The organism is Occallatibacter savannae (assembly GCF_003131205.1).
Classification (GTDB): domain Bacteria; phylum Acidobacteriota; class Terriglobia; order Terriglobales; family Acidobacteriaceae; genus Telmatobacter; species Telmatobacter savannae.
Genome location: NZ_QFFY01000009.1, coordinates 170157 through 191193 on the forward strand (window position 1 = coordinate 170157; position 21037 = coordinate 191193).

The window sequence follows — 21037 nt, forward strand, 5'->3', positions numbered from 1 at the left end:
AAGTTCGCGAGCTGAAAATTGGGACGGGGCGCCTCTTCCTCGGCGCAACACCAGTTCTTCGACAGCGTCGCCTTCTCCGTTTGCCGATCGGAACAAGAACAACAACAAGAAAATGTCTGCTTCCGTACTGTGAACCGCCGCGATGCAGTGTTTTCGCGGTTAAAATTTCGCCTCGTGCCCGTACTTTTCTTGACAATGCCCGTCGCGATTGCGCATTGTGAAATGACTGACCCCTGAAAGGCTCCTCCTGTGCTGCTGCCTATTTGTGGTCCGACGTGGAAGTAAAGCCGAGGTCGACGCGGCTTCCCGATGACACCATGACTTCTCTTTCGGCGGACTTCAGCAACCCTGTGCCGAATCATTGACGTCGGGCCTTCCTCCACCAATCTCTGCGCTTCGGATCCGTAGTGCGGCGCTGAGCTTCTCTGTACTTTTTTGCAGTACTTACCCCAGGAGAGACGTTTCCTATGCCCTGTCTGCCCGCTCGCACGCGGTCCACTTCCGGCTCCGTTTCCGTCCAAGCACAAAATCAGCAGAACTCAGCCAAAGCGGTGAGTAGCCGCAACGCACTTTCCCTGTTTCCTGTCGTGCTGCTGCTTGCGGCCGCGTGGGGCGGCGTTGTGGCCGGAGCGCAGACGCTTCAGCAGGGATGGGAGCAATTGAGCCCAGCGACTAGTCCATCGCCCCGCAGCACCGCGGCGCTGGCTTACGATGAGGCACACAAGCAGGTGGTGATGTTCGGTGGTTTTTACGGGACCTATCTGAACGACACCTGGGTGTGGAACGGAACGACTTGGAAGAATGTCACTCCGGCGGATCCTGCCAGCAGTCCCTCGCCGCGGTCAAACTCCGAGATGGTTTACGATCCGGCCACCGGCAACGTTGTTTGTTTGGCGGGCTGGCTCCTGACGCCCAAGGCTCCCCCAGCGTGCGCTATGCCGACACCTGGACGTGGGACGGAACCAAATGGACGCAACTGGCGCCTGCGCACCATCCCACCAATGGCCGGGCCAGCGCTTCGATGGTCTACGATCCCGTGCACCAAAACGTGGTTTTGTTTGGCGGTCTTGACACCAATGGCCAGACACAGGGCGACACGTGGATATGGAATGGAGTCGATTGGATCTATGCGACACCGGTGATTGCGCCGAGTCCCTCCGCTCGCAACAGCTACGCGATGGCCTTCGACGTGTCGAGCCAAAAGGTGATTCTTTTCGGAGGAGAAGACGCTTCCCTCAACAGCCTCAACGACACCTGGACCTGGAACGGCACGAACTGGACGCAGGTGACCGCGTTGTCAACGGTTCCGCCTGTCCGCGAGGGTGCGGGCATGGCATACGACTCGGCTTTGGGCGAGGTTGTGTTGTTCGGAGGACAGCAAAGCCCTCTCAGCCCCAACTATCTGAATGACACGTGGGCCTGGAGCGGAACAGGTTGGACGAATCTGACCCCCAACCCGATAACGTCGACGAACAGTCCTCTTCGGCGCTGGGCCGGCAACTCGCTCGTTTACGACGCCGCTCAAGGGCAGATGATCCTGTTTGGCGGCAGCGACTTCTCGCAGAATACCTTTAACGACACATGGCAGTTCGGGCCTACCCAGAATCTGGGCAGCGCCAATGTCTGCCCTCCGGCCAATGCGGGCGCGGCGGGGTGCAGCACAAGTCTAACTTTGACCTACAAATTCCTGAGTTCTGCGAATCTGGGAACTGTTCAGGTGCTGACCCAAGGAGCACCCAACCTCGATTTCTCTCTTGCGAACTCCAGCACTTGTCAGGGCGCCATTTCACAAGGCGGTTCCTGCGCGGTGAGCGTCGTCTTCAAGCCTGCGGCCCCCGGGCTGCGCGTGGGCGCTGTCAACCTGCTCGACACCTCTGGCAATCTCCTCGCCTCCACGCCCATCTACGGTACCGGTCAGGCACCGGCGATTGCATTCGGCCCCGGCGTGCAGACGACGGTGGGAACTGGACTGATCTCCCCGTATAGCGTAGCCGAGGACGCATTCGGCAATCTGTATGTCTCCACGTGGAAGGACGGGCGGGTAATCAAGATTGCGCCGAATGGCGGCGGGCAGACGGCCCTTTATAGCGGAACAGGCATTCTTGAGGGCGTCGCCGTTGATGGTGCCGGAAATGTCTACACCGCCGACCAATCGAACAACGTCGTGGTGGAGATTCCTGCGGGCGGCGGAGCGCCGATCACGCTGGGCAGCGGATTGAACAGACCCTCGGGCGTGGCCGTGGACGGGTTGGGCAACATCTTCGTCGCGGATTATCAGAACAACCAGGTCGTGGAAATTCCGGCCGGGGGCGGACAGCAAACCCTGGTCGGCAGCGGACTGAGCATTCCTCAGGGCATAGCTGTAGATGGACTCGGGAACGTATTCATCGCGGACTCCGGACATAACCAGATTGTGAAGGTCACGCTGGATGGAGTACAGACCACATTGCCATTCACCGGACTGAATGATCCCATCGGCGTCGCTGTGGATGCGGCCGGCGATGTCTTCGTTGCGGATTATGGCGACGGGCAAACGTATGAGCTGACACCGGCAGGAGTTCAGACGTCCCTGCAGGCTATCGGACTGGGAAGCCCTCTTGTTGGAGTGGGAGTGGATGCAGCGGGAAACATCTTCATCCCTGACATCACCAACAACCAGGTGGTAGAGCTGACCCGGTCGGTCTCGGCTTTGAACCTGGGCGTAGTCAAGAGCGGCTATCAATCGACGCCAGACACCCAGCTCACGATTCAGAACATCGGCAACCAAACTCTGACTGGATCACTGGGTGCTGTGTCCGGAGCGGGCATCTTTGAAGATGCCTCTGCCTCCACCTGCTCTGCGTTCTCGCTGGTTCCGGGCGCCACGTGCATAGAGAGCTTCTACGCGTTCACACAGAGTGTTGGCTCAATCAGTGCTTCCGCTCCGGTCAGCGACAACTCACTGAACGGCAACCCTGCAACCCAAACTCTAGCTCTCAGCGCGTTGAGTACCGGTTCGACTGTCAGCATCAGCGTCACGGGTCCAGGGAACGGCTCTGGAAGCGTCATCTCGTATCCGACGTCCATCAATTGCAATCTGAGTGCCGGCAGTGCGTCTTCAGGGTGTACGTCGCAGTACTCTACCGGACTGCAACTCTCGTTCACCGCGTTCCCGTCGGCGGGCTCAAATTTCACGGGCTGGGGCGGCGCTTGCCTGGGACAGACCGGCACAGTCTGCACAGTGTCCATCAGCGGACCAACGAACGTGACAGCTACGTTCACTCTTGCAGCTCCGCCGCCGTCGAACACGCTCAATGTGACCCTGCAGGGTTCAGGCAGCGGCGTGGTGACCTCCGCAGACAACCTGATCAACTGCGGCGAGACGAATGGCGCTGCAAATCCAAACAACGTGTGCACGACAAGCTATACGGGCTCCGAGTCGCTGACAGCCACGGCAGCGCCGGGATCAGTGTTCGTCGGGTGGACAAGCGGATGCGGCGGCTCGGCTCCCTACTGCGGAGTCACCGGCAACGTGACTGCGACGGCGGTTTTTGCCAGGCAGAGCTTCGGCAACGTATACGTGTGCCCGAAGAACTCAACCACCAGCCTCTCGCCGTGCAGCGCAACGCTGACGATTCCCTTCATCGTGCTAAACAGCACAACCCTGGGCGCGGTTCAGATCGTAACTCAGGGCGCTTCCGGCCTGGACTTCGCGCCGGGGAGTAACAACACCTGCACAGGATCGGTCGCCGCGGGAGCCTCTTGCTCCGTCGACGTGACGTTCACACCCATAGCACCCGGCTCGCGCACAGGTGCTGTGACGCTGTTCGACACCAACGGCAACCCGGTGGCGACGCAGGCGATCTATGGCGTCGGCCAGGCTCCCCTGGCGGCGTTCGGGCCGGCGGCGGTGGCTGTGGTGAACACAACACCGAATTACGCGTTGAATGTTCCAAACGGAGTGGCAGTGGATGCCGCTGGGGACCTCTACATCGCAGATTCAGGGAATCACCGGGTTGTGAAAGTCGGCGCGGACGGCTCAGTGTCGACAGTGGGTTCGGGACTGGCCTACCCCCAGGGAATGGCAGTGGACGGGGCTGGAAATCTCTTCATCGCTGACAACAATCTGAATGCGGTTGTGGAGGTGACCCCAGCGGGCGTTCAGAACCAAATGAATTTCGGGCTGACATCGCAGCTTGGTGTTGCCGTGGATACCGCTGGGAACTTGTTCGTCAGCTCCTTCAATGGCGGGGTAGTCGTGAAGGCTCCGGCCGGATGTACCAGTGCTGCATGCACCACGGTGGTCTACACCGCAGCATCGGGACTTAGTCCGGTAGGTCTCGCGACGGATGCAGCGGGAGATCTTTTCGTCACGTCTGTTTCGTATCCGCCGGGCCTGATTCCAGGGCAGGTGGTGAAGGTGCCGCCAGGTTGCACGAACACCAGTTGTCAGGTGCAAGTGGGTTCAGGATGGTCTGCCCCTGAAGCAGTCGCGGTTGATGCAGCGGGCGATGTTTTTGTGGCCGATGAGGCGGTTCCAAAGATCGTGGAGGTGCCGGCCGGGTGTAACGATGCTTCGTGCCAAATCCCGTTGAGCAGTGCGCTGGCTTATGGAATTGCAGTGGATACAAAGGGCGACGTCATCATTCCGGACCGCGGTCCATCCGATGCATACAACAATCAGGTTTTCGTTTTGGCCTCTTCGCAGCCCCCGGCAGCACTGAGTTTTGCGATCACGAATGCCGGAAGTACGAGTGCAGATAGTCCCAAGGCTGTTACGCTGCAGAACGTCGGCAACCAGCCGCTTCAAGGATCGCTGGCTTTGTCTGGCCTTGGCGCGAACTTCTCCGCAAGCGGGACATGCAACTCGTTCACGCTCGCTCCGGGAGCGGTCTGTTCCGAGGGCTTCAGCTTCAGGCCGCAAACCACCGGATATTTCACCGGCACCGCATCCTTCAGCGACAACACCCTCAATCTCTCGTCGGCCGTTGTGCTGCAGCAGGTGAGCATGACTGGCATCGGCGGTGTCAACGGCGTTGCGACCACCACGGCAGTTCCCAACGTGATTGGCCTGACCCAGGCCGCCGCGGGCACCGCACTTACGAACTCGGGCTTAACAGCGGGTTCGATCAGCACGGCCTCCAGCAGCGTGGTTCCCGCCGGAAGCGTCATCGCTTCGAATCCAGCCGCCGGTACGCAAGTCCTATTGAATTCCGCGGTGAAGCTCCAGGTCTCGAGCGGCCCGGGCCAGCCGCCCACACCGAATCCTCTGTCGCTGCTGAATAACTACTTCGTGACGGGTGACTACGCGGCAGCGGGAGTGAACCTGCGTGGGGTAGCTGCGGCCAATGGCAGGGTGAGCGGAACTATCAACATCCCGGCGAGCACCGGCCCCGGAAGCGCCGGAGTCCCCACCGGTGCCGACCTGATTGACGGTTTCCTCTACTGGACCACGTTGGAGAGCTCCGCATCGCCTTCAGGCGCGAATGCCAGCTTTCTTGGATATCCCATCTCGGGGCAGCAGATCGGCAAAGACCTGCAGAACTACAATGACGGAACAGCAACCGGAACGTTGCGCGTGTATCGTGCCGACGTCAACACCTACTTCCAGAACGGCGCGAACGGGATCCGCATCGGCAATGGCGGCTTCACGATTTCGCTGCCAGGCGTAGGCACCAACGGCGTGATTGCGAGCGAGGGCGCGAGCCTCGTCGTGATCTATCGCGTGCTCTCGCCGAACTTCCCATTGAAGGCCGTTGTTATCTACGACGGTGCGGCGATTCCCGCGTCCTCGACAACGCAAACTGTGCAGGGATTCTACGATGTCGCCACATTCGGAAATGCGAACGCCGCGGTGACAACGCTCTATGTTGACTCAAGTGGCTGGAACAACGCGCCAAGCAGCTCTCTGTTCACACAGCGTGACCAGTTCAGCACGCCCCTCAACGCAGGCGTTGCGTATGGCGCCGTTATCGGGTCCGCAGCGCTCAACAATCCCGACAATGACGGCATCCTCGCGGCATGGAAGAACGGTCCGGCAGCGAGCGACTTCCACGCGGGCGAGCCCGGCTACTACGACGTGAAGACCGGATTGTGGGTCGCGCTGCCCGGAGCGCAGGCGGGCCACAAAGACCTGTTCGTTCAGTTCGACTACATGTGCGGCAGCATTCTGTCGAATGGCTCGTGCGATCCTACTCAGGAGAACCTCTTCCCCTCGCCCGACGCCAACGGCAACGATCCGCTCATGATGGTGCAGCAAGCGTTCTTCAACGCGGGAATCTACTTGCATCTGCAGGTAGGGAATGCGATCGCCGAGGACAACTGCAAGACTGACCTACCCGGCCAACCCTGCCAGTTCCTTAACCAGCCCGGTGTTGTGGGCTGGAAGAACTCGCTCGAGTTCTCCAAAGTGTGGCCGCGCAATCTTGCTTCGTGCGCGTCGGGCGGCGACTGCTCGCCGCGCTTCGCCTACGGGCAGAAGGATAGCTACCACTACGTTCTCTTCGGGCACTCGCTCGCGATTCCCGCATGGAACTCGCGCTATGGATCGTTGGTCTCCATCAACTCCGTCGCGGGCGTGAGCGGACAGACCACGATCAAGACTACGGATCGAGGCACCGGAATCAACAAGTGTCCGAGCCGCATCACCATTGCCGGTATCCAGGGCCAGCCAAACCTCAACGGCGTATACACCGCGACCTCCTGTCCGGATACTTCGACCATCATCGTCGCCACTCCTTCGAGCGTGACGACGAATTGGAGCTATCCGAACAACACGTTGCCTGAGCCCGTCATCGGCATCACCTCGGGAACTGTGACGAGCATCTCCGGATACTCGGATCTGGGCGGCGCGGACTCCGCGGTCACTCTCGGCCTCTGGGAAACCTCCGGCCAGGACATGAGCAAGCGCGCCAACGTCATCGCGGGCACGCTCTTCCACGAACTCGGGCACACCATCGGCCTCGGTCACGGCGGCCTCTACTACAACCAGGGCAGCTACGTTCCGACGTTTGAAGCCAATTGCAAGCCGAACTACCAGAGCATCATGAATTACCTATTCCAGCTCGATGGAGTGGGACCGAACTCGGCGATTGCATTCTCAAACCAGGAGCTGAGCATGCTCACGCAGTCGACTCTGGGCTCGACCACGAAGCTTCTGGGTCCCGCCAACGCTCCTGCGACGTTCCCCACGTCCACGTGGTACGTACCCACAGCGCCGAGCACTGGAGCCAGCGCGGCGACGCTGCACTGCGACGGCACTCCGCTCGCCGGAGACGTAGGCTATCGCGTTACCGGACCCATCTCGCCGATCACGCCGGCCTGGGCCAACGGGCAGAACATCACCTTCGATGGGCAGCCGTATACGACGCTGCATGGATTCAACGACCTGATCAATATCGATCTGCGCCAGGTGGGCGCGACAGGCGGCCAGTTCGCTTCGCTTGCCAACGTGCTCTCGTTCGGCTCTTCGTACACGCCGCTCAACATCGCTCCGGGCGGAAGTGTGGCTGTCGGTCCGGGCGGAACGGTGACGCTGGGCGCGGGCGGCAACATCACGCTGGGTGCGGGCGGCAACGTGACGATCCCGAGCGGCGGCTCGATCGCGGGCGGCGGGACCATCACGTTGGGCACTGGCGGAAGCGCCACGGTAAACGGTGGCATTTCGGCTACGGGCACGTTCACGGCCGGCACGAACGGAGTGGTGGGATTGCCCATCGGCGGGACCGTCACGCTCGGTGGTGGCGGCACGATTACACTCGGCGCGGGCGGCACGGTGACGCTGGGCGGCGGTGGGACCGTAACACTGGGCGCGGGCGGCACCATCACGCTCGGCGGTGGCGGAGCTTCCATCACGATTCCGGCGGGCGGCTCCTATACATTGCCGGCCGGTGGCGGAAGCATCCTCCTTGGCAATGGCGGCACGGTCACTCTTGGCGGTGGCGGCAATGTCACGCTTGGCGGCGGTGGCACCATCACGCTCGGTGCCGGCGGCACGGTTACGCTCGGAGCCGGCGGGAATGTCACGCTTGGCGCAGGGGGCACCGTGACGCTCGGCGGCGGAGGAACCGTCACGCTGGGTGCGGGCGGCAATGTCACCCTGGGCGCTGGCGGAACCATCACGCTTGGGGGCGGCGGCAATGTCACTCTGGGCGGCGGTGGCAACGTCACACTCGGCGGCGGTGGCACTGTGACACTGGGCGCCGGAGGTGACATCGCAATCGGAAGCGGCGGCAACGTCACCCTGGGCGCGGGTGGTACGGTCACGCTCGGAGCTGGCGGAAACATCACGCTGGGTGCCGGCGGCAATGTAACACTCGGCGGGGGCGGCAATGTCACCTTGGGCGGTGGCGGAACCATCACGCTCGGCGGTGGCGGAACGATCGTGATGAACGCTGCCGGCAACGTGACACTCGGCGCGGGCGGCACCATCACCCTGGGCGGCGGCGGAACGGTCACACTGGGCGCAGGCGGTTCTTACCTCGTGCCGGCCGGCGGAACGATCACCCTCGGCGCAGGCGGCAACGTCACCCTTGGTGCAGGAGGAAACGTAACGCTCGGCGGTGGTGGCACCGTGACGCTTGGCGCGGGTGGCAACATCACCCTCGGCGGTGGCGGCACAGTGACCCTTGGCGCTGGGGGAAACGTAACGCTGGGCGCAGGCGGCAATGTCACTCTTGGAGCCGGGGGCAACGTAACACTCGGTGCAGGCGGCAACATCACTCTCGGTGGCGGCGGCAACGTCACCCTGGGCGGTGGAGGTGTCTCCAACGCTGAGCTCGATTACGACTCCGCAAACTCCATCGTGCGTCCTCCGCCGTCGGCTACATACACCGTCCAGAATGCAGCCGTTCAGGTGAACTGGACCGCGCCGGCCTTCGGCGTTGTGCAGACGTACACCATTTCGCGCAGCGTCAATGGCGGTCCGGCCGTAGTCATTGGCAGCGTCAGCGGCGTCAACGGAAGCGCACCAGCGACGACATTTACGGACACGAATCCACCCACGTCGGGAACTGTGGTGTACACCATCGCCACCACGCTCGTTCCGGACCCAACCACGGGAACGCAACGGCAGAGCCCGCCGTCGCCACCAGCGGTGCTCACAATCGATCAGACGATCCAGCTGGGTCCGCTGCCGAGTTCCGCAGTCCTGTCGACGACGCCCGTGAAGGTCTCAGCGACTGCACTCTCAAACGGCAGTCCGAATAACCAGTTGGTCAGCTTTACGGCGACAGGCCCGTGTACGGCCGGTTCGTCAAGTATCACCTCGGGTGTGTCCTCAGCCGCGATCACTCTTACCGGCACCGGGACATGCACCATCACCGCTTCGCAGGCGGGCAACAGCACGGCCGTTCCAGTGGTACAGCCTGCGTACAACGCTGCCGATCCAGTCTCGGGTACGTTCACGATTCTGCCGGCGGGCTCGAATCTCACTTCGCAGACCATCACCTTCCCGCAGGTGGCAAATACTCAGTACGGAAGCGCGCCGGTTCCGGTGAGCGCGACAACAACCTCAGGCCTGCCGATCACGTTCAGCACCTCCTCGCCGCAGCAATGCAGCGTCAGCGGGAACAGCATCACGATTGTCGGTGCTGGAACGTGCGTTGTCACCGCCTCCCAGGCAGGGAATAGCACGTATAGCCCGGCCTCCCTCACGCAGAAGTTCAACATCGCTCCTGCACCTCTCACAGTGGCAGCGGGCAACATCACGGTTCCGAACGGGCAGCCGATTCCATCGCTCGCGAACGACTACACGATTACGGGATTCGTGAACGGGGAGACCTCGGCGGTCTTGAACAACACCAGGCCGGCGATCTCCACCACTGCAACTTCGTCCAGCGCTCCCGGTACGTATCCCATCACGGTCTCCACCGGCACGCTGGCCGCGACGAATTACTCCTTCGTCTACGTCAACGCTACGCTCACCCTTGCAGCCCTGGTGCCCACTTCCGGAACCACCTGCAACGGAACGTACAGCGGCACGTTCAAGGGCAACCTCACCGTCAGCAAGGGACAGACGTGCACGTTCTATGGCGGAGGCACGACCGGCAGCATCACCGGTACAGGCGGCAACATCAACCTGATCGGCGCCACTGTTGGAAGTAGTCTTGTAATTCAAAGCGGCGGCGCATTCGCCTTCACGCAATCGACCATCAAGGGGAATCTCACGGTTCAGAGTATCCCGAAGAGCTCCACGGTGAACCAGGTCTGCGGCAGCACCATCACCGGCAGCGTGGTGTACCAGAGCAACAGCGCTCCACTCATCATCGGCTCGGGCACCACGTCGTGCGCGATGAACAGCATCGGCGGCAGCCTGAGTGTCTCCAGTAACCCAGCGCCGGTCACGATGAATGGAGATAAGGTCTCCGGCAGCATTCAGGTGCAGAGCAACGGCGGTGCGACAACCATCAATGGAAACAGCGTGGGAGTCAGCATCCAGGACCAGAGCAATACGGGAGCGACGCAGATCTTCAACAACACGATCGTGAACGCCCTGCAATGCCAGTCCAACAGCGTGATCACCGGCGGCAACAACAAGGCGGCGGTCAAGCAAGGGCAGTGTGCGAAGTTCTAAGAAGTGGGGGTCCGGGCAGCCGAGTATGCTGCCCGGGCACCGTCGCACGAGATGCGCGCAGTGCAGCCGGAAGAATCCGCCAAGGCGGTCAGGCGATCAACAACGCTCAGCCTGACGAGGTGCCAGCCCTTACGTCCACTCCGTAGTTGATATGTGGGAGATGATCTAGTTGCCGAGCCGGTGACGGATATCGATGACGAGCGGGTCATCGGAGGATTGCCCGCGAATCGCGAGATAGTTGCGATAGAAGTCCGCGAACCCCGCGCTCTTCATTCCTTCACGCGCGCGGCCCTCGTAGTAGTAGAGCGGCGGGAAATAGGCGTAGGTCGGAACGTTATCGTCGAACAGTTCGATGGCCTCGCCGCGCCGCTTCATGCACTGATCGAATTGCGCGTCGGCTTCGGTAAAGGCGCTGGCTTCGAGGTACGCCCGTCCGAGTTCAAATCTGCCGATCCAGGTGTCAAGCAGGCTGTTCGCCGCGGTGATCTGCCGGATGGCTTCGTTGGCGTCTTTCTTCTTCAGCGCGATCAGCCCTGCAACGATCTTCCCGTACGCCTGCGCCTCGTTCGGCAATGCCGAACTGAGAGAAGCAGCAAGCTTCTGCGCCTTCGGGATCGCTCCTGCATCCGCATACGTGCTCGCGGCCAGGAACTGAATCTGCGCGAGCTGGCTTTGCGCCAGGGCCTTGTCGGCGTCGGCGATGGCAGCCGCGTGCTTGCCCTGCAACTCCTCGATATGCGCGAGCGCCACGTACTTACGCGCAGCACCGTCGTTGTTCTTCGCTGCGAGATCGGTTGCGGCGCCTTCTTTCAGGATCTTCTCCGCATCGGCGTGCCTGTCCTGATACGCAGCCAGATCGGCCAGGCCGTCCTGCGCCATCGATGTCATGACCGGGCCGAAGCTCGCGAGCTTTTGATATGAATCGCGCGCATTGTCGACCTGTCCCTGTCCGATCTGAGCCTCGCCGAGCGTCAGGTATCCCTGCCATGCTTTTGGATTGATGGAGAGCGCCATGCGCGCTTCCTTTTCCCCGCCGGCAAAGTCTCCTGCAAACGCGCTGATGAACGCCAGGTTCAGCCGCGGGCCCACGCCCTTCGGCACGATCTCAACCGCGCGCTTGGCGGCTTCAAGAGCCTTCGGCGCATTGCGCAGTTGCGTGTAGCAGATGGAGAGGTTGTTCTGCCCCACGCGATCGGCCGGATACTTTGTGACCAGCCGCGTGTACTCCTGCACGCAGTTCTGCCAGTCTCCGGCGACGCGATAGTAGAGGCCCCGATCGCGATACTGCTCGCGCTCCGTCATGTCCTCGACATACTGCATGGCCTGCTGCATGTACTTGAGCGCCTCTTCGTGGCGGCCGAGGTTCTCGGCCATGGCCGCCATGCCGGTGTAGGCCCACGTGAGCTTCGGATCCAGATCCGCAGCCTTCTTGAATGAGTTGAACGCGTCCTGGAACTTGCCCGCAAACTGCTCTTCCGATGCGATGGACGCCTGATGCACAGCTTCGAGCGAGGCGGCTTTGAACCCGCCGCTGACCTCGGCGAACTGCACGGACTTCGGCGTAGAGTCACCCAGCGCTTTGCGGATAGGCGCTGCGAGTTGCGGAAGGCTCGTCAGGATCGCCTGCTTGTTTGCGACCTTGACCTCGGATCGCGCGATCTCTTTGCCGCTCACTGCGTCGAGAGCGACAGCAGAAATGTCGTACTCGTCGCCGCGCAGATTCACTTCACCGGTGATGATGGTGTTGACGTTCTGATTGACCGCCACGAGGCGAGCCGACTGTTCGTCGAGCTTTTCGGTGGGATGTGGAAGCTTCTCCGCCAACTTGCGCGCATCTCCGCGGCTGTAGAGGTTCACAAAACTCGCGCCTTCCAGGGCCACGCCGAGCATCGGCTCCAGCGAGTTGTCGAGAACCGGGTCTCCGGTGTGATTGGTGAAGTCGCCGATCAGCACTGAAACCGGCCCGTGATCGACCGGCGCTGTCGCCTTGTGGCGGCTGAAAAAGAACCAGGAAGCTCCGGCGGCTGACGCTGCAATCACCGCGCCTGCAACAGCCGATCGCTGCCATGGCATTTCCTTCAGCCGGTTCATCTTGAGACGAACCGCGGACGCCTTTACCTTGCCGGTGGCCTTCCACGAGCGGAGATCGGCCTCAAGCTCTTCCAGTCGCTGATAACGATGCGCCGGATCTTTTTCAAGGCACTTGGCGATGATGTTGCTCAGCGTGCCGGGGATGTTCTTGTCGACCTCAGACAGCGGGACGGCGCGCTGCTGCGTCCGCTTGAGCAGGCTGGCCACCATGCTCTCGGCGCGAAACGGCATCGATCCGGTAAGCATCTCGTACCCGATCAGTCCAAGCGCAAAGATATCCGACCGCTGATCGAGATCCTTACCCAGCGCCTGCTCGGGCGACATGTAGTCGAGGGTTCCCACAAGCGCGCCGGTCTGCGTCATGCCGTCGCTGCTGTCGATCATGCGCGCGAGGCCGAAGTCCATGACAACAACACGGCCCGTAGCGTCCTCGCGCATGACGTTCTGGGGCTTTAGATCGCGATGCAGGATGCCGACTCCGTGTGCGGCCTCAAGCGCGAGACAGATCTGATGGAAGATATCGACTGCTTCACTAGCCGGGAGCTTTCCGCGCTCCTCAAGAATGCTGCGCAGATCGTGTCCCTCCACCAGTTCCATGGTCACGAAGCGCATTCCGGCGTCTTCTGACAAGTCGTAAAGGCGCACCACATTCCTGTGCGTCACCTTGTGCGACAGGCGCAATTCCTGTTTGAACCGGTCCACGATCGCCGCGTTGCGAGCGAGTTCGGGCTTGATGACCTTGAGCGCGACAAGCCGATCGAGTTCCAGATCCTTCGCCTTGTACACGGAGCCCATACCGCCGCTTCCGAGAACGCCGAGAATCTCATACCGGTTCGCCAGCACGTTCCCAGGCTGCAGTTCAGGCTCGTTGTCGACCCATGCCCGCGTTGCCTGCGTTCGCGCCGCCCTTGTTCCGCCTGAGGCTCCCGGCGAGTCCGAGCGGGACGGAGGCACCATGGTCTCGTCGAACCGTGCCGGCGGGATCATGGTCTGATCGGAAGGGGTGTCCGGAACCAGTGTGTCTCTGAAGCCAGAGCCGTCCGCAGAGTTGCTGAAGGCTACCGGCGAGCCTTGCGGCGCGGGCTTGTCACTTCCGGGACGTTTCGGGGTCTCTGCCATACCGGTACGGGGATCGTAGGCGAACGGACAAACTTCGAGCGGGAGGTCGCCCCGGGCTAGTTCTTTCAGCATATTACGTTTTCGAGCACCGGGTGACGCAAATCGGGCTACGTTCATTGGAATGAGGTACATTCTCTTGCAAGTACGCCGCAGCATCGCGCCTCCCGGTTGGCGCCGCGGGCGCTGATGTCCACGCCGAATCACGCCCAGTTGGGACAATCCTCCTCCCGATTTCCGGCTCGCGCAGACACCGTCAAAACCCGGCAATTTGGCGCTAAAATGCGTTGCACCGGCGAGATGTGCCTTTCAGTTCATCGAAAGCTGCGTCGCACTTGTTCAGGAAACCAAACAGCCAGTGGAAGCAACCAAGGCTTCCCACATAGAACCAAAGAGTGGTGAAAACTCGTAGAAAAAAGACGATAGTGATTGGAGCCGGCCCCGGTGGCCTCGCCACCGCGATGCTGCTGGCTCATCGCGGAGTTGACGTAGAGGTTTTCGAAAAGCAGCCGGTTGTCGGGGGACGCAACGCAGAAGTCCGCCTCGGCGATTACCGCTTCGACCTCGGCCCGACCTTCCTGATGATGAAGTTTCTCCTCGACGAGCTGTTTGAGGAGGCGGGCCGCAAGCTCAGCGACTACATCCAGTGCCAGGCGCTCGACCCCATGTACAAGCTGCAGTTCGCCGAACGGACGATGCATGTGTACTCGGACCCCGCGAAGATGCGCAACGAGATCGAACGCGTCTTCCCCGGCGAAGGCTCGTCGCTGGAACGGTTTCTGTCCCGTGAGAGCGTGAGGTTTCGCAAGCTCTACCCCTGTCTGCAGAAGCCGTACGGAAGCCCGCTAAGCCTCTTCAGCCCAACGCTCCTGGCCGCCCTGCCGCATATCGCCCCGGGCCGCTCGCTGCACAAGGTGCTTTCGTCGTACTTCCGCGCCGAAGAGCTTCGGCTCGCCTTCACGTTCCAGTCCAAGTACCTCGGCATGTCTCCCTGGGATTGCCCCGGCCTCTTCACCATGATTCCCTACACGGAGCACGCGCACGGGGTTTATCACGTGCAGGGCGGCCTCTGTCAGATCAGTCACGCGATGGCCGAAGCGGCACGCGAGAGCGGCGCCGTCATCCACACTTCCCAACCCGTACGCCGCGTGCTGACAAATGGCCGCAAGGCTATTGGGATAGAACTCGAGAGCGGCGACAAGATCGAGTGCGATGACGTGGTGATCAACGCCGATTTCGGCCACGCGGTGTCCACGCTCTTTGCGCCGGATCAGCTCAGGCGCTACACGCCTGACGTTGTCAAGCGCAAGAGCTGGTCGTGCTCCACGTTCATGATGTATCTGGGAGTCGATCGCGAGTACCCCGCCTCCGAACACCACACCATCGTGTTCGCGAAGGACTACAAGGGGAACCTCGAGGATATTTCGCACCGCAGGAAGACGTCAGAAGACATCTCGATCTACGTGCGCAACTCGGCAGTGAACGATCCCACCACCGCGCCGAAGGGCCACTCTGCGCTTTACATCCTGGTGCCCGCGCCCAACAACTTCGGCAATGTCAACTGGGCTGAAGAGGCGCCGCGCTATCGCGAGCGGGTTCTGCGCACGCTGGCTGAGCGCTCGTGCTACACCGACATTGAAGCGCACATCAAGGAAGAGATGATCGTGACGCCTGATGACTGGGAAAAGAAATTCTCCGTCTACCGTGGAGCCACGTTTAACATGGGCCACAACTGGAGCCAGATGCTCTTCATGCGGCCGCACAATAAGTTCGAAGAGTTCGACCACTGCTATCTTGTTGGCGGCGGAACGCATCCGGGAAGCGGGCTGCCGACGATCTTTGAATCGGCGCGCATTTCGTCAAACTTGATCTGCTCGCAGTACATGATCCCCTATCGCGAGCCCAAGCCGTTCGACGAGCTGAGCCTGGAACCGGCATGAGCGCTCAGTCCGCTGATGAGCGAATCACACGCGCGCGTTCAGCGCAGATCGCATGGGCCAGAACCGGGATGAGAGATCGAGTGCGCGAGCTGGCGCGGCTGCGCAAGCAGATTGCGCTCGATCGCGAGTCGATCGTGGAGGCCATCGTCGCCGATACCGGCAAGCCTCCTCTCGACGCGCTCGGCGGAGACGTGCTGGTGACGCTCGAGATGATGCGCTTCTACGAGCGCCGTGCCGAGCGGCTGCTTAGACCGCGCCGCGTTGGACGAAGCCGACTGTTCTTTCCGCGCTGCCGGTTCACCGAGCACTTTGAGCCGCATGGCGTCGCATTGGTCTTCGGCCCGGCGAACTATCCGCTGCAGCTTTCTATCGTGCCTGCGATCACGGCGCTTTATGCCGGCAACGCTGTCGTGCTGAAGGTCTCCGAAAAGACTCCGGCGGTGGCGCGAATCATCGAGGACATCGCGAACCGAGCGGCCCTACCGCCGGATCTGCTGCAGGTGACAACTGCCGGGCCTGAAGAAGCAGTTGAACTCATCGACGCCAGACCGGACTTTATCTTCTTTACGGGCAGCAGTTCGAACGGAAAAGCCGTTGCTGCTCGCGCCGCTACTCTCGGAACTCCGGCACTGCTCGAGCTTGGCGGCAGTGATCCGGCGATCGTCTTTGCTGATTGCGACACCGACCGCGCGGTGGAAGGCATTGTGTATGGCGCATTCAGCAATGGGGGTCAGGTATGCGTTGGGGTCAAGCGCCTCTTTGTTGAGCGGCCGCTCTACCAGGGGTTCCTCAATGCTCTCGTTCGCCGGGCGGCGCAGTTGCGCGTTGGCGCGGGAGACGATTGCGATCTCGGCAAACTGCCTTCCGAATCCGGTCGAGCCGTTCTGACCGCGCAGGTGCAGGATGCGCTGACGAAGGGCGCGCGGCTCGAGACCTCGGGAGATGCCATTGATGGGCCAATTATCCTCAGCGAGGTCTCGCCCGATGCGCGGCTGGCACGCGAAGAGTGCTTCGGACCCGTACTTTGCGTTCAGGCGTTCACCTCGGAGAGGGAAGCGATTGATCTGGCGAATGCCAGCCCCTATGCCCTTGGCGCGAGCGTGTGGACGCGCGATCTGACCAAGGGCCGGCGAGTGTCCCAAGCTTTGGCCTCGGGAAGCTGCGCCATCAATGACGTGATTCGCAACATCGCGAATCCGCATGCCGCCTTTGGCGGGAACGGGGCCAGCGGCTATGGGCGCTACCACGGGGCGGAAGGCCTTTATGCGTTCAGCCGCGTCAAAACCGTGATGGAGAACCGCTCATCGAAGCAGAGCGAAATCAACTGGTTTCCGCTCGGTCGCAAAAAGTACGAAGGCTTGAATACATTGATTGAATGGCTGCATCGTCCGCGCGGAGCGGTGGCTGCGCTGCGCCGTATCCTGCGCCTCGCAGCTTTTGCCGCCGCACTCGGCTCGTCTGCAGTGCAGGCGCAGGCCGCGCATCTTCTCCTTCAGGTAAAGCTGCCCGCGGGAGCGCATGGCCGGGTCGCGTACCTGCTGTTCAGCTCTGCCAACGGCTTCCCGCAGGACAAGTCGAAGGCGGTGAAGCACGGTTTTTCCGATCCGGTGGGTCAGGGCTCCGTACAAACAATCGATCTGGGCGACATGCCTCCGGGCCGTTACGCGGCGAGCGTGTATCTCGATGAGAACGAAAACGGCAAGCTCGATTCTGGATTTCTCGGCATTCCCAAGGAGCCGGTTGGCGCTTCGAACAACCCTCATCACCGAATGGGGCCTCCGCACTTTGAAGATTGCGTCTTCACCATGAACTCTTCCAATCTCTCGCTTTCAATCCAACTGGTGCGGCCCTGATGAAAGACTCTCGTTCCGCGGTAATCATCGGTGCAGGCCTGGGCGGCATGTCCGCCGCCATCATGCTTGCGAAAGCCGGATTCAAAGTCAGCGTGCTTGAAAAGAACGAGCGCCTTGGCGGCAAGCTGAACCTGCTTGAAACGCAAGGCTTCCGATTCGATCTGGGGCCATCGATCTTCACACTGCCGCAGGCCTTTCGACCGCTGTTTGAAGGCGAAGGCCGGACACTCGAGGACTACGTGCAACTGCGTAGAGTCGATCCGCAATGGCGGAACTTCTTCGAGGACGGAACGGTCATCGATCTCTGGGAGCGCACAGAAGATATGCGCTCTGAACTCGCCAAGCTGAAGGATGGCGTCACCGCGTTTGCGGACTACTCACGCTTTCTCGACTACTCACGCGAGCAATACCACGTGGTTGAGCGCGGGTATCTGCGCGAAGGTCTCGATGGATTCTGGCAGCTTGTGCGCTTTTACGGAATGAACGGCGGCAAGGAGATGGATTGGGCCAACTCGATGACGGGCGCGATCCGCAAACGCGTGCGCGACCCTTACCTGCGCGACATCTTCGGCTACTTCATTAAGTACGTTGGATCCTCCGCGAACGATTCGCCTGCCTTTATGAACCTGATGCCGAATATCCAGCTTGAATTCGGGCTCTGGTACATCAATGGCGGCATGTATGAGCTCGCGCGAGCCTTTGAACGCCGTCTCGCTGAACTTGGCGTTCACGTATGCCTGAATACCGAGGTGACGCGCATCGACCGCAATGGAAGCCACGCGACCGGAGTCACGTTTCGCGATCGGGCCGGACAGGAGCGAACGCTCAGCGCAGACTACGTCGTCTCCAACATGGAGGTGATCCCGGCGGCAGAAAAGCTGCTCCAACAGACACCGCGCGAGTTGAAGAAGCTCCAGCGCTTTGAGCCGGCGTGCTCCGGCATCGTCGTTCATCTCGGGCTCGACCGCATATATCCGCAGCTCGCGCACCACAACTTCTTCTATTCGGGTCATCAGGACCATCACTTCGATCGTGTCTTCCACGAGAAGAAACTCCCTGACGACCCGACCATCTACCTCGTCGCGCCCACGCGCACCGATCCCTCACAGGCGCCCTCTGGTTGCGACAACATCAAGATCCTTCCGCACATTCCGTATCTCAACGACAAGAACCCGTACACCTACGAAGACTGCGTTGCGCTCAAAGAGCTCTGCCTCACGAAGCTCGAACGCATGGGGCTCACCGACCTTCGTAAGCACGTTATCGTCGAAGATTTTTGGACGCCTTTCGACATTGAGAAACGCTACCGCTCAAACCGCGGATCGATCTATGGCGTCGTGTGCGATCGCCGCAAGAACTTCGCCTTCAAAGCTCCCAAGCGGAGCAAAGCCTGCGCGAATGTTTTCTTTGTTGGTGGCAGCGTCAATCCCGGCGGCGGCATGCCGATGGTGTCGCTGAGCGGACAGCACGTGGCGCGCATGATCCTGAACGAAGAAGGCAGGCCGTGTTCTTAGCAGTGATCGTGCTCTGCGTGATCGGCCTGGCTGCCGGAACGCTGCTGCTGCGCTCCGTTCCCGTTTCGCCGACGAGCACTCCATCCGGAACTCATCGCCTCTCGATTATCATTCCAGCCCGCAACGAGGAAAGGAACCTGCCCCGTCTGCTCGCCTCCATTCAGGCGGCACAGTCTCTCGTCTGCGAGATCATCGTGGTCGACGATGGTTCAACGGACGCTACCGCCAAGGTGGCGGCGGACGCCGGCGCCACGGTTCTGCAAGGTGCGGCTCTCCCTGCAGGATGGACGGGCAAGACCTGGGCCTGCGCGCAAGGAGCCAATGCTGCGCAGGGCGATCTGCTCCTGTTTCTTGATGCGGACACGTGGTTCACTCAGGAAGGACTGTCGCGCATGCTTGCTGCGTGGGAGCGGGAGTCGGATCATCGGACAGCTCTCTCAGTTCTGCCGTACCACGTAACGGTGGCGGCCTATGAGCAACTCTCTCTGTTTTTCAACCTGCTGATGGCCTTCGGTGCCGGCGGGTTCGGCTTGCTCGGACGGCCGAAGCTCTTTGGCCCATGCCTGCTCATCTCGCGCGAACTTTACCAGGCGTCCGGAGGACATGGCGCGGTTCGCGGACGCATCCTCGAGAATCTCGCCATGGCAGAGCACATCGAGGCAGCCGATGGCCGATGCGTGTGCCTGGGAGGGCGCGAGACACTCGATGTGCGTATGTTTCCGGAGGGCCTCAGGCAACTTAGCGAGAGTTGGAGGAAGGCTTTCGCCGATGGAGCAGAGGCGAGCGGCGGGCCAGTGCTCGGTGTTTCTGTCGTCTGGCTCTCCGCTCTGTGCACGGTGTTTCTGCTGTTGTGCTTCGTGTCGTGGCCGCTGCGCGCGCTGGCGCTGGTTCTCTACATCGCGGGCGTGTTCCAGGTCTTCTCTTTCTCGCGCCAGATTGGCGCATTCAGTCTCGGTGCAGCGGTGCTCTATCCCATCCCGCTGCTTTTCTTCTTCGCGCTCTTCACAGCTTCCTTGCTGAATCGCGTGCTTCGGCGGCAAGTCACCTGGCGTGGACGCCGCGTATGAAGCTGCTCGTCATCGCGCTGAACCTCGTGGGATGGCCCATCATCCAGCTGTCTCTCTCCAGCTTGTTTCTACGCCTGCCAGACGCGCTCTTCGCGGCTGATAACTGGCTCACGCGTGAGAGGAGTCTGGAGCAAGGCGGAGAAATCTATCGCCGCTACCTGCTTGTGCAGCGGTGGAAGGGGCTCTTGCCCGACGGCGCATCGTGGCTCGGCGGCCGAGCGAAGAAGAACGTGGCGAGCCGAAGCTTTGCCGAACTGACTGTCTTTGCCATCGAGACGCGCCGGGCTGAGCTGGCCCACTGGTGCATGCTTCTGTGCGCGCCCATCTTTTACCTCTGGAATCCGCTCTGGGCCTGCTGCGTGATGACGTTGTACGGCATCGCCGCCAATCTGCCATGCATCCTGGTGCAGCGGGCCAACCGCATCAAGGTCGATCGCCTTCTCCGGCGCTTCGAAATGCAAACACACGAACACGAAGCTGCGATTCATTCCGTAGCAGGCAGTTAATTGGACCCGTTTCTTAGTCGCATAACTAACCATGGTCCCTAGACATTAATCGTCTATATCGTGGGCGATACTGGTGATGCTATTGCGGGTGATATCACACCCCGCAAATCAACATTGCCCCCATCCTGCATGCTTGATTAACACTGCTGAACAGACGATTCGCCGCGGATGAGAAGCACCGAACGTAGCCCTAACTTATCAGGTGTTGCACACGATATCACTTATCAGAGCTACAGATAAGTCGCAAACTTAGGTACTTACATCGATAAGTCGTAATAAGTGAATCACTATCGCTCGATGTCAATCATCCGCTAGTACCTTCGTTGTATGGACCCGATGTAACCATCGAAGCAAACTCCCCAATGACTATGTGCCGTACTCAGGTCGGATGGCACGTT

General features: G+C 61.0%; 7 protein-coding genes. 6 read left to right on the forward strand and 1 reads right to left on the reverse strand.

The window, feature by feature from the left end; translation table 11 throughout:
- Positions 1 to 928: 928 nt before the first annotated feature.
- A complete protein-coding gene (locus DHV10_RS28085; RefSeq protein WP_162601890.1) occupies positions 929 to 10552 on the forward strand; it encodes a Kelch repeat-containing protein in 9624 nt (3207 codons plus the stop codon).
- Positions 10553 to 10717: 165 nt separating this feature from the next.
- Here DHV10_RS28085 and DHV10_RS25570 read toward each other — a convergent pair whose 3' ends face one another.
- Positions 10718 to 13762 carry a serine/threonine-protein kinase gene (locus DHV10_RS25570; RefSeq protein WP_162601891.1) on the reverse strand — a complete coding sequence of 1015 codons (3045 nt, stop codon included), beginning with the start codon at positions 13760 to 13762 and terminating at the stop codon, positions 10718 to 10720.
- A gap of 395 nt (positions 13763 to 14157) precedes the next feature.
- Between DHV10_RS25570 and DHV10_RS25575 the strand changes: the two genes are divergently transcribed.
- The 5 genes from DHV10_RS25575 to DHV10_RS25595 are packed head-to-tail and all read left to right on the forward strand — an operon-like array spanning position 14158 to position 20639.
- A complete protein-coding gene (locus DHV10_RS25575; protein ID WP_204101530.1) occupies positions 14158 to 15699 on the forward strand; it encodes a phytoene desaturase family protein in 1542 nt (513 codons plus the stop codon).
- Positions 15696 to 17552: an aldehyde dehydrogenase family protein gene (locus tag DHV10_RS25580; protein ID WP_109489256.1), complete on the forward strand. Its 1857-nt coding sequence runs from the start codon at positions 15696 to 15698 to the stop codon at positions 17550 to 17552. Before DHV10_RS25575 ends, DHV10_RS25580 begins: the two co-directional genes overlap by 4 nt.
- Positions 17552 to 19066: a phytoene desaturase family protein gene (locus tag DHV10_RS25585; protein WP_109489257.1), complete on the forward strand. Its 1515-nt coding sequence runs from the start codon at positions 17552 to 17554 to the stop codon at positions 19064 to 19066. Before DHV10_RS25580 ends, DHV10_RS25585 begins: the two co-directional genes overlap by 1 nt.
- A complete protein-coding gene (locus DHV10_RS25590; protein ID WP_162601892.1) occupies positions 19057 to 20133 on the forward strand; it encodes a glycosyltransferase family 2 protein in 1077 nt (358 codons plus the stop codon). Before DHV10_RS25585 ends, DHV10_RS25590 begins: the two co-directional genes overlap by 10 nt.
- Positions 20130 to 20639, forward strand: coding sequence for a glycosyl-4,4'-diaponeurosporenoate acyltransferase CrtO family protein (locus DHV10_RS25595; RefSeq protein ID WP_109489258.1), 510 nt, complete (start codon positions 20130 to 20132; stop codon positions 20637 to 20639). The genes DHV10_RS25590 and DHV10_RS25595 overlap by 4 nt, the downstream gene beginning before the upstream one ends.
- Positions 20640 to 21037 lie beyond the last annotated feature (398 nt).

Excerpts from the sequence above, each read along its gene's own strand:
- DHV10_RS25585 (WP_109489257.1), top strand. The coding sequence starts at position 17,552 with ATGAAAGACTCTCGTTCCGCGGTAATCATCGGTGCAGGCCTGGGCGGC.
- DHV10_RS25570 (WP_162601891.1), bottom strand. The coding sequence starts at position 13,762 with ATGGCAGAGACCCCGAAACGTCCCGGAAGTGACAAGCCCGCGCCGCAA.
- DHV10_RS25595 (WP_109489258.1), top strand. The coding sequence starts at position 20,130 with ATGAAGCTGCTCGTCATCGCGCTGAACCTCGTGGGATGGCCCATCATC.
- DHV10_RS25580 (WP_109489256.1), top strand. The coding sequence starts at position 15,696 with ATGAGCGCTCAGTCCGCTGATGAGCGAATCACACGCGCGCGTTCAGCG.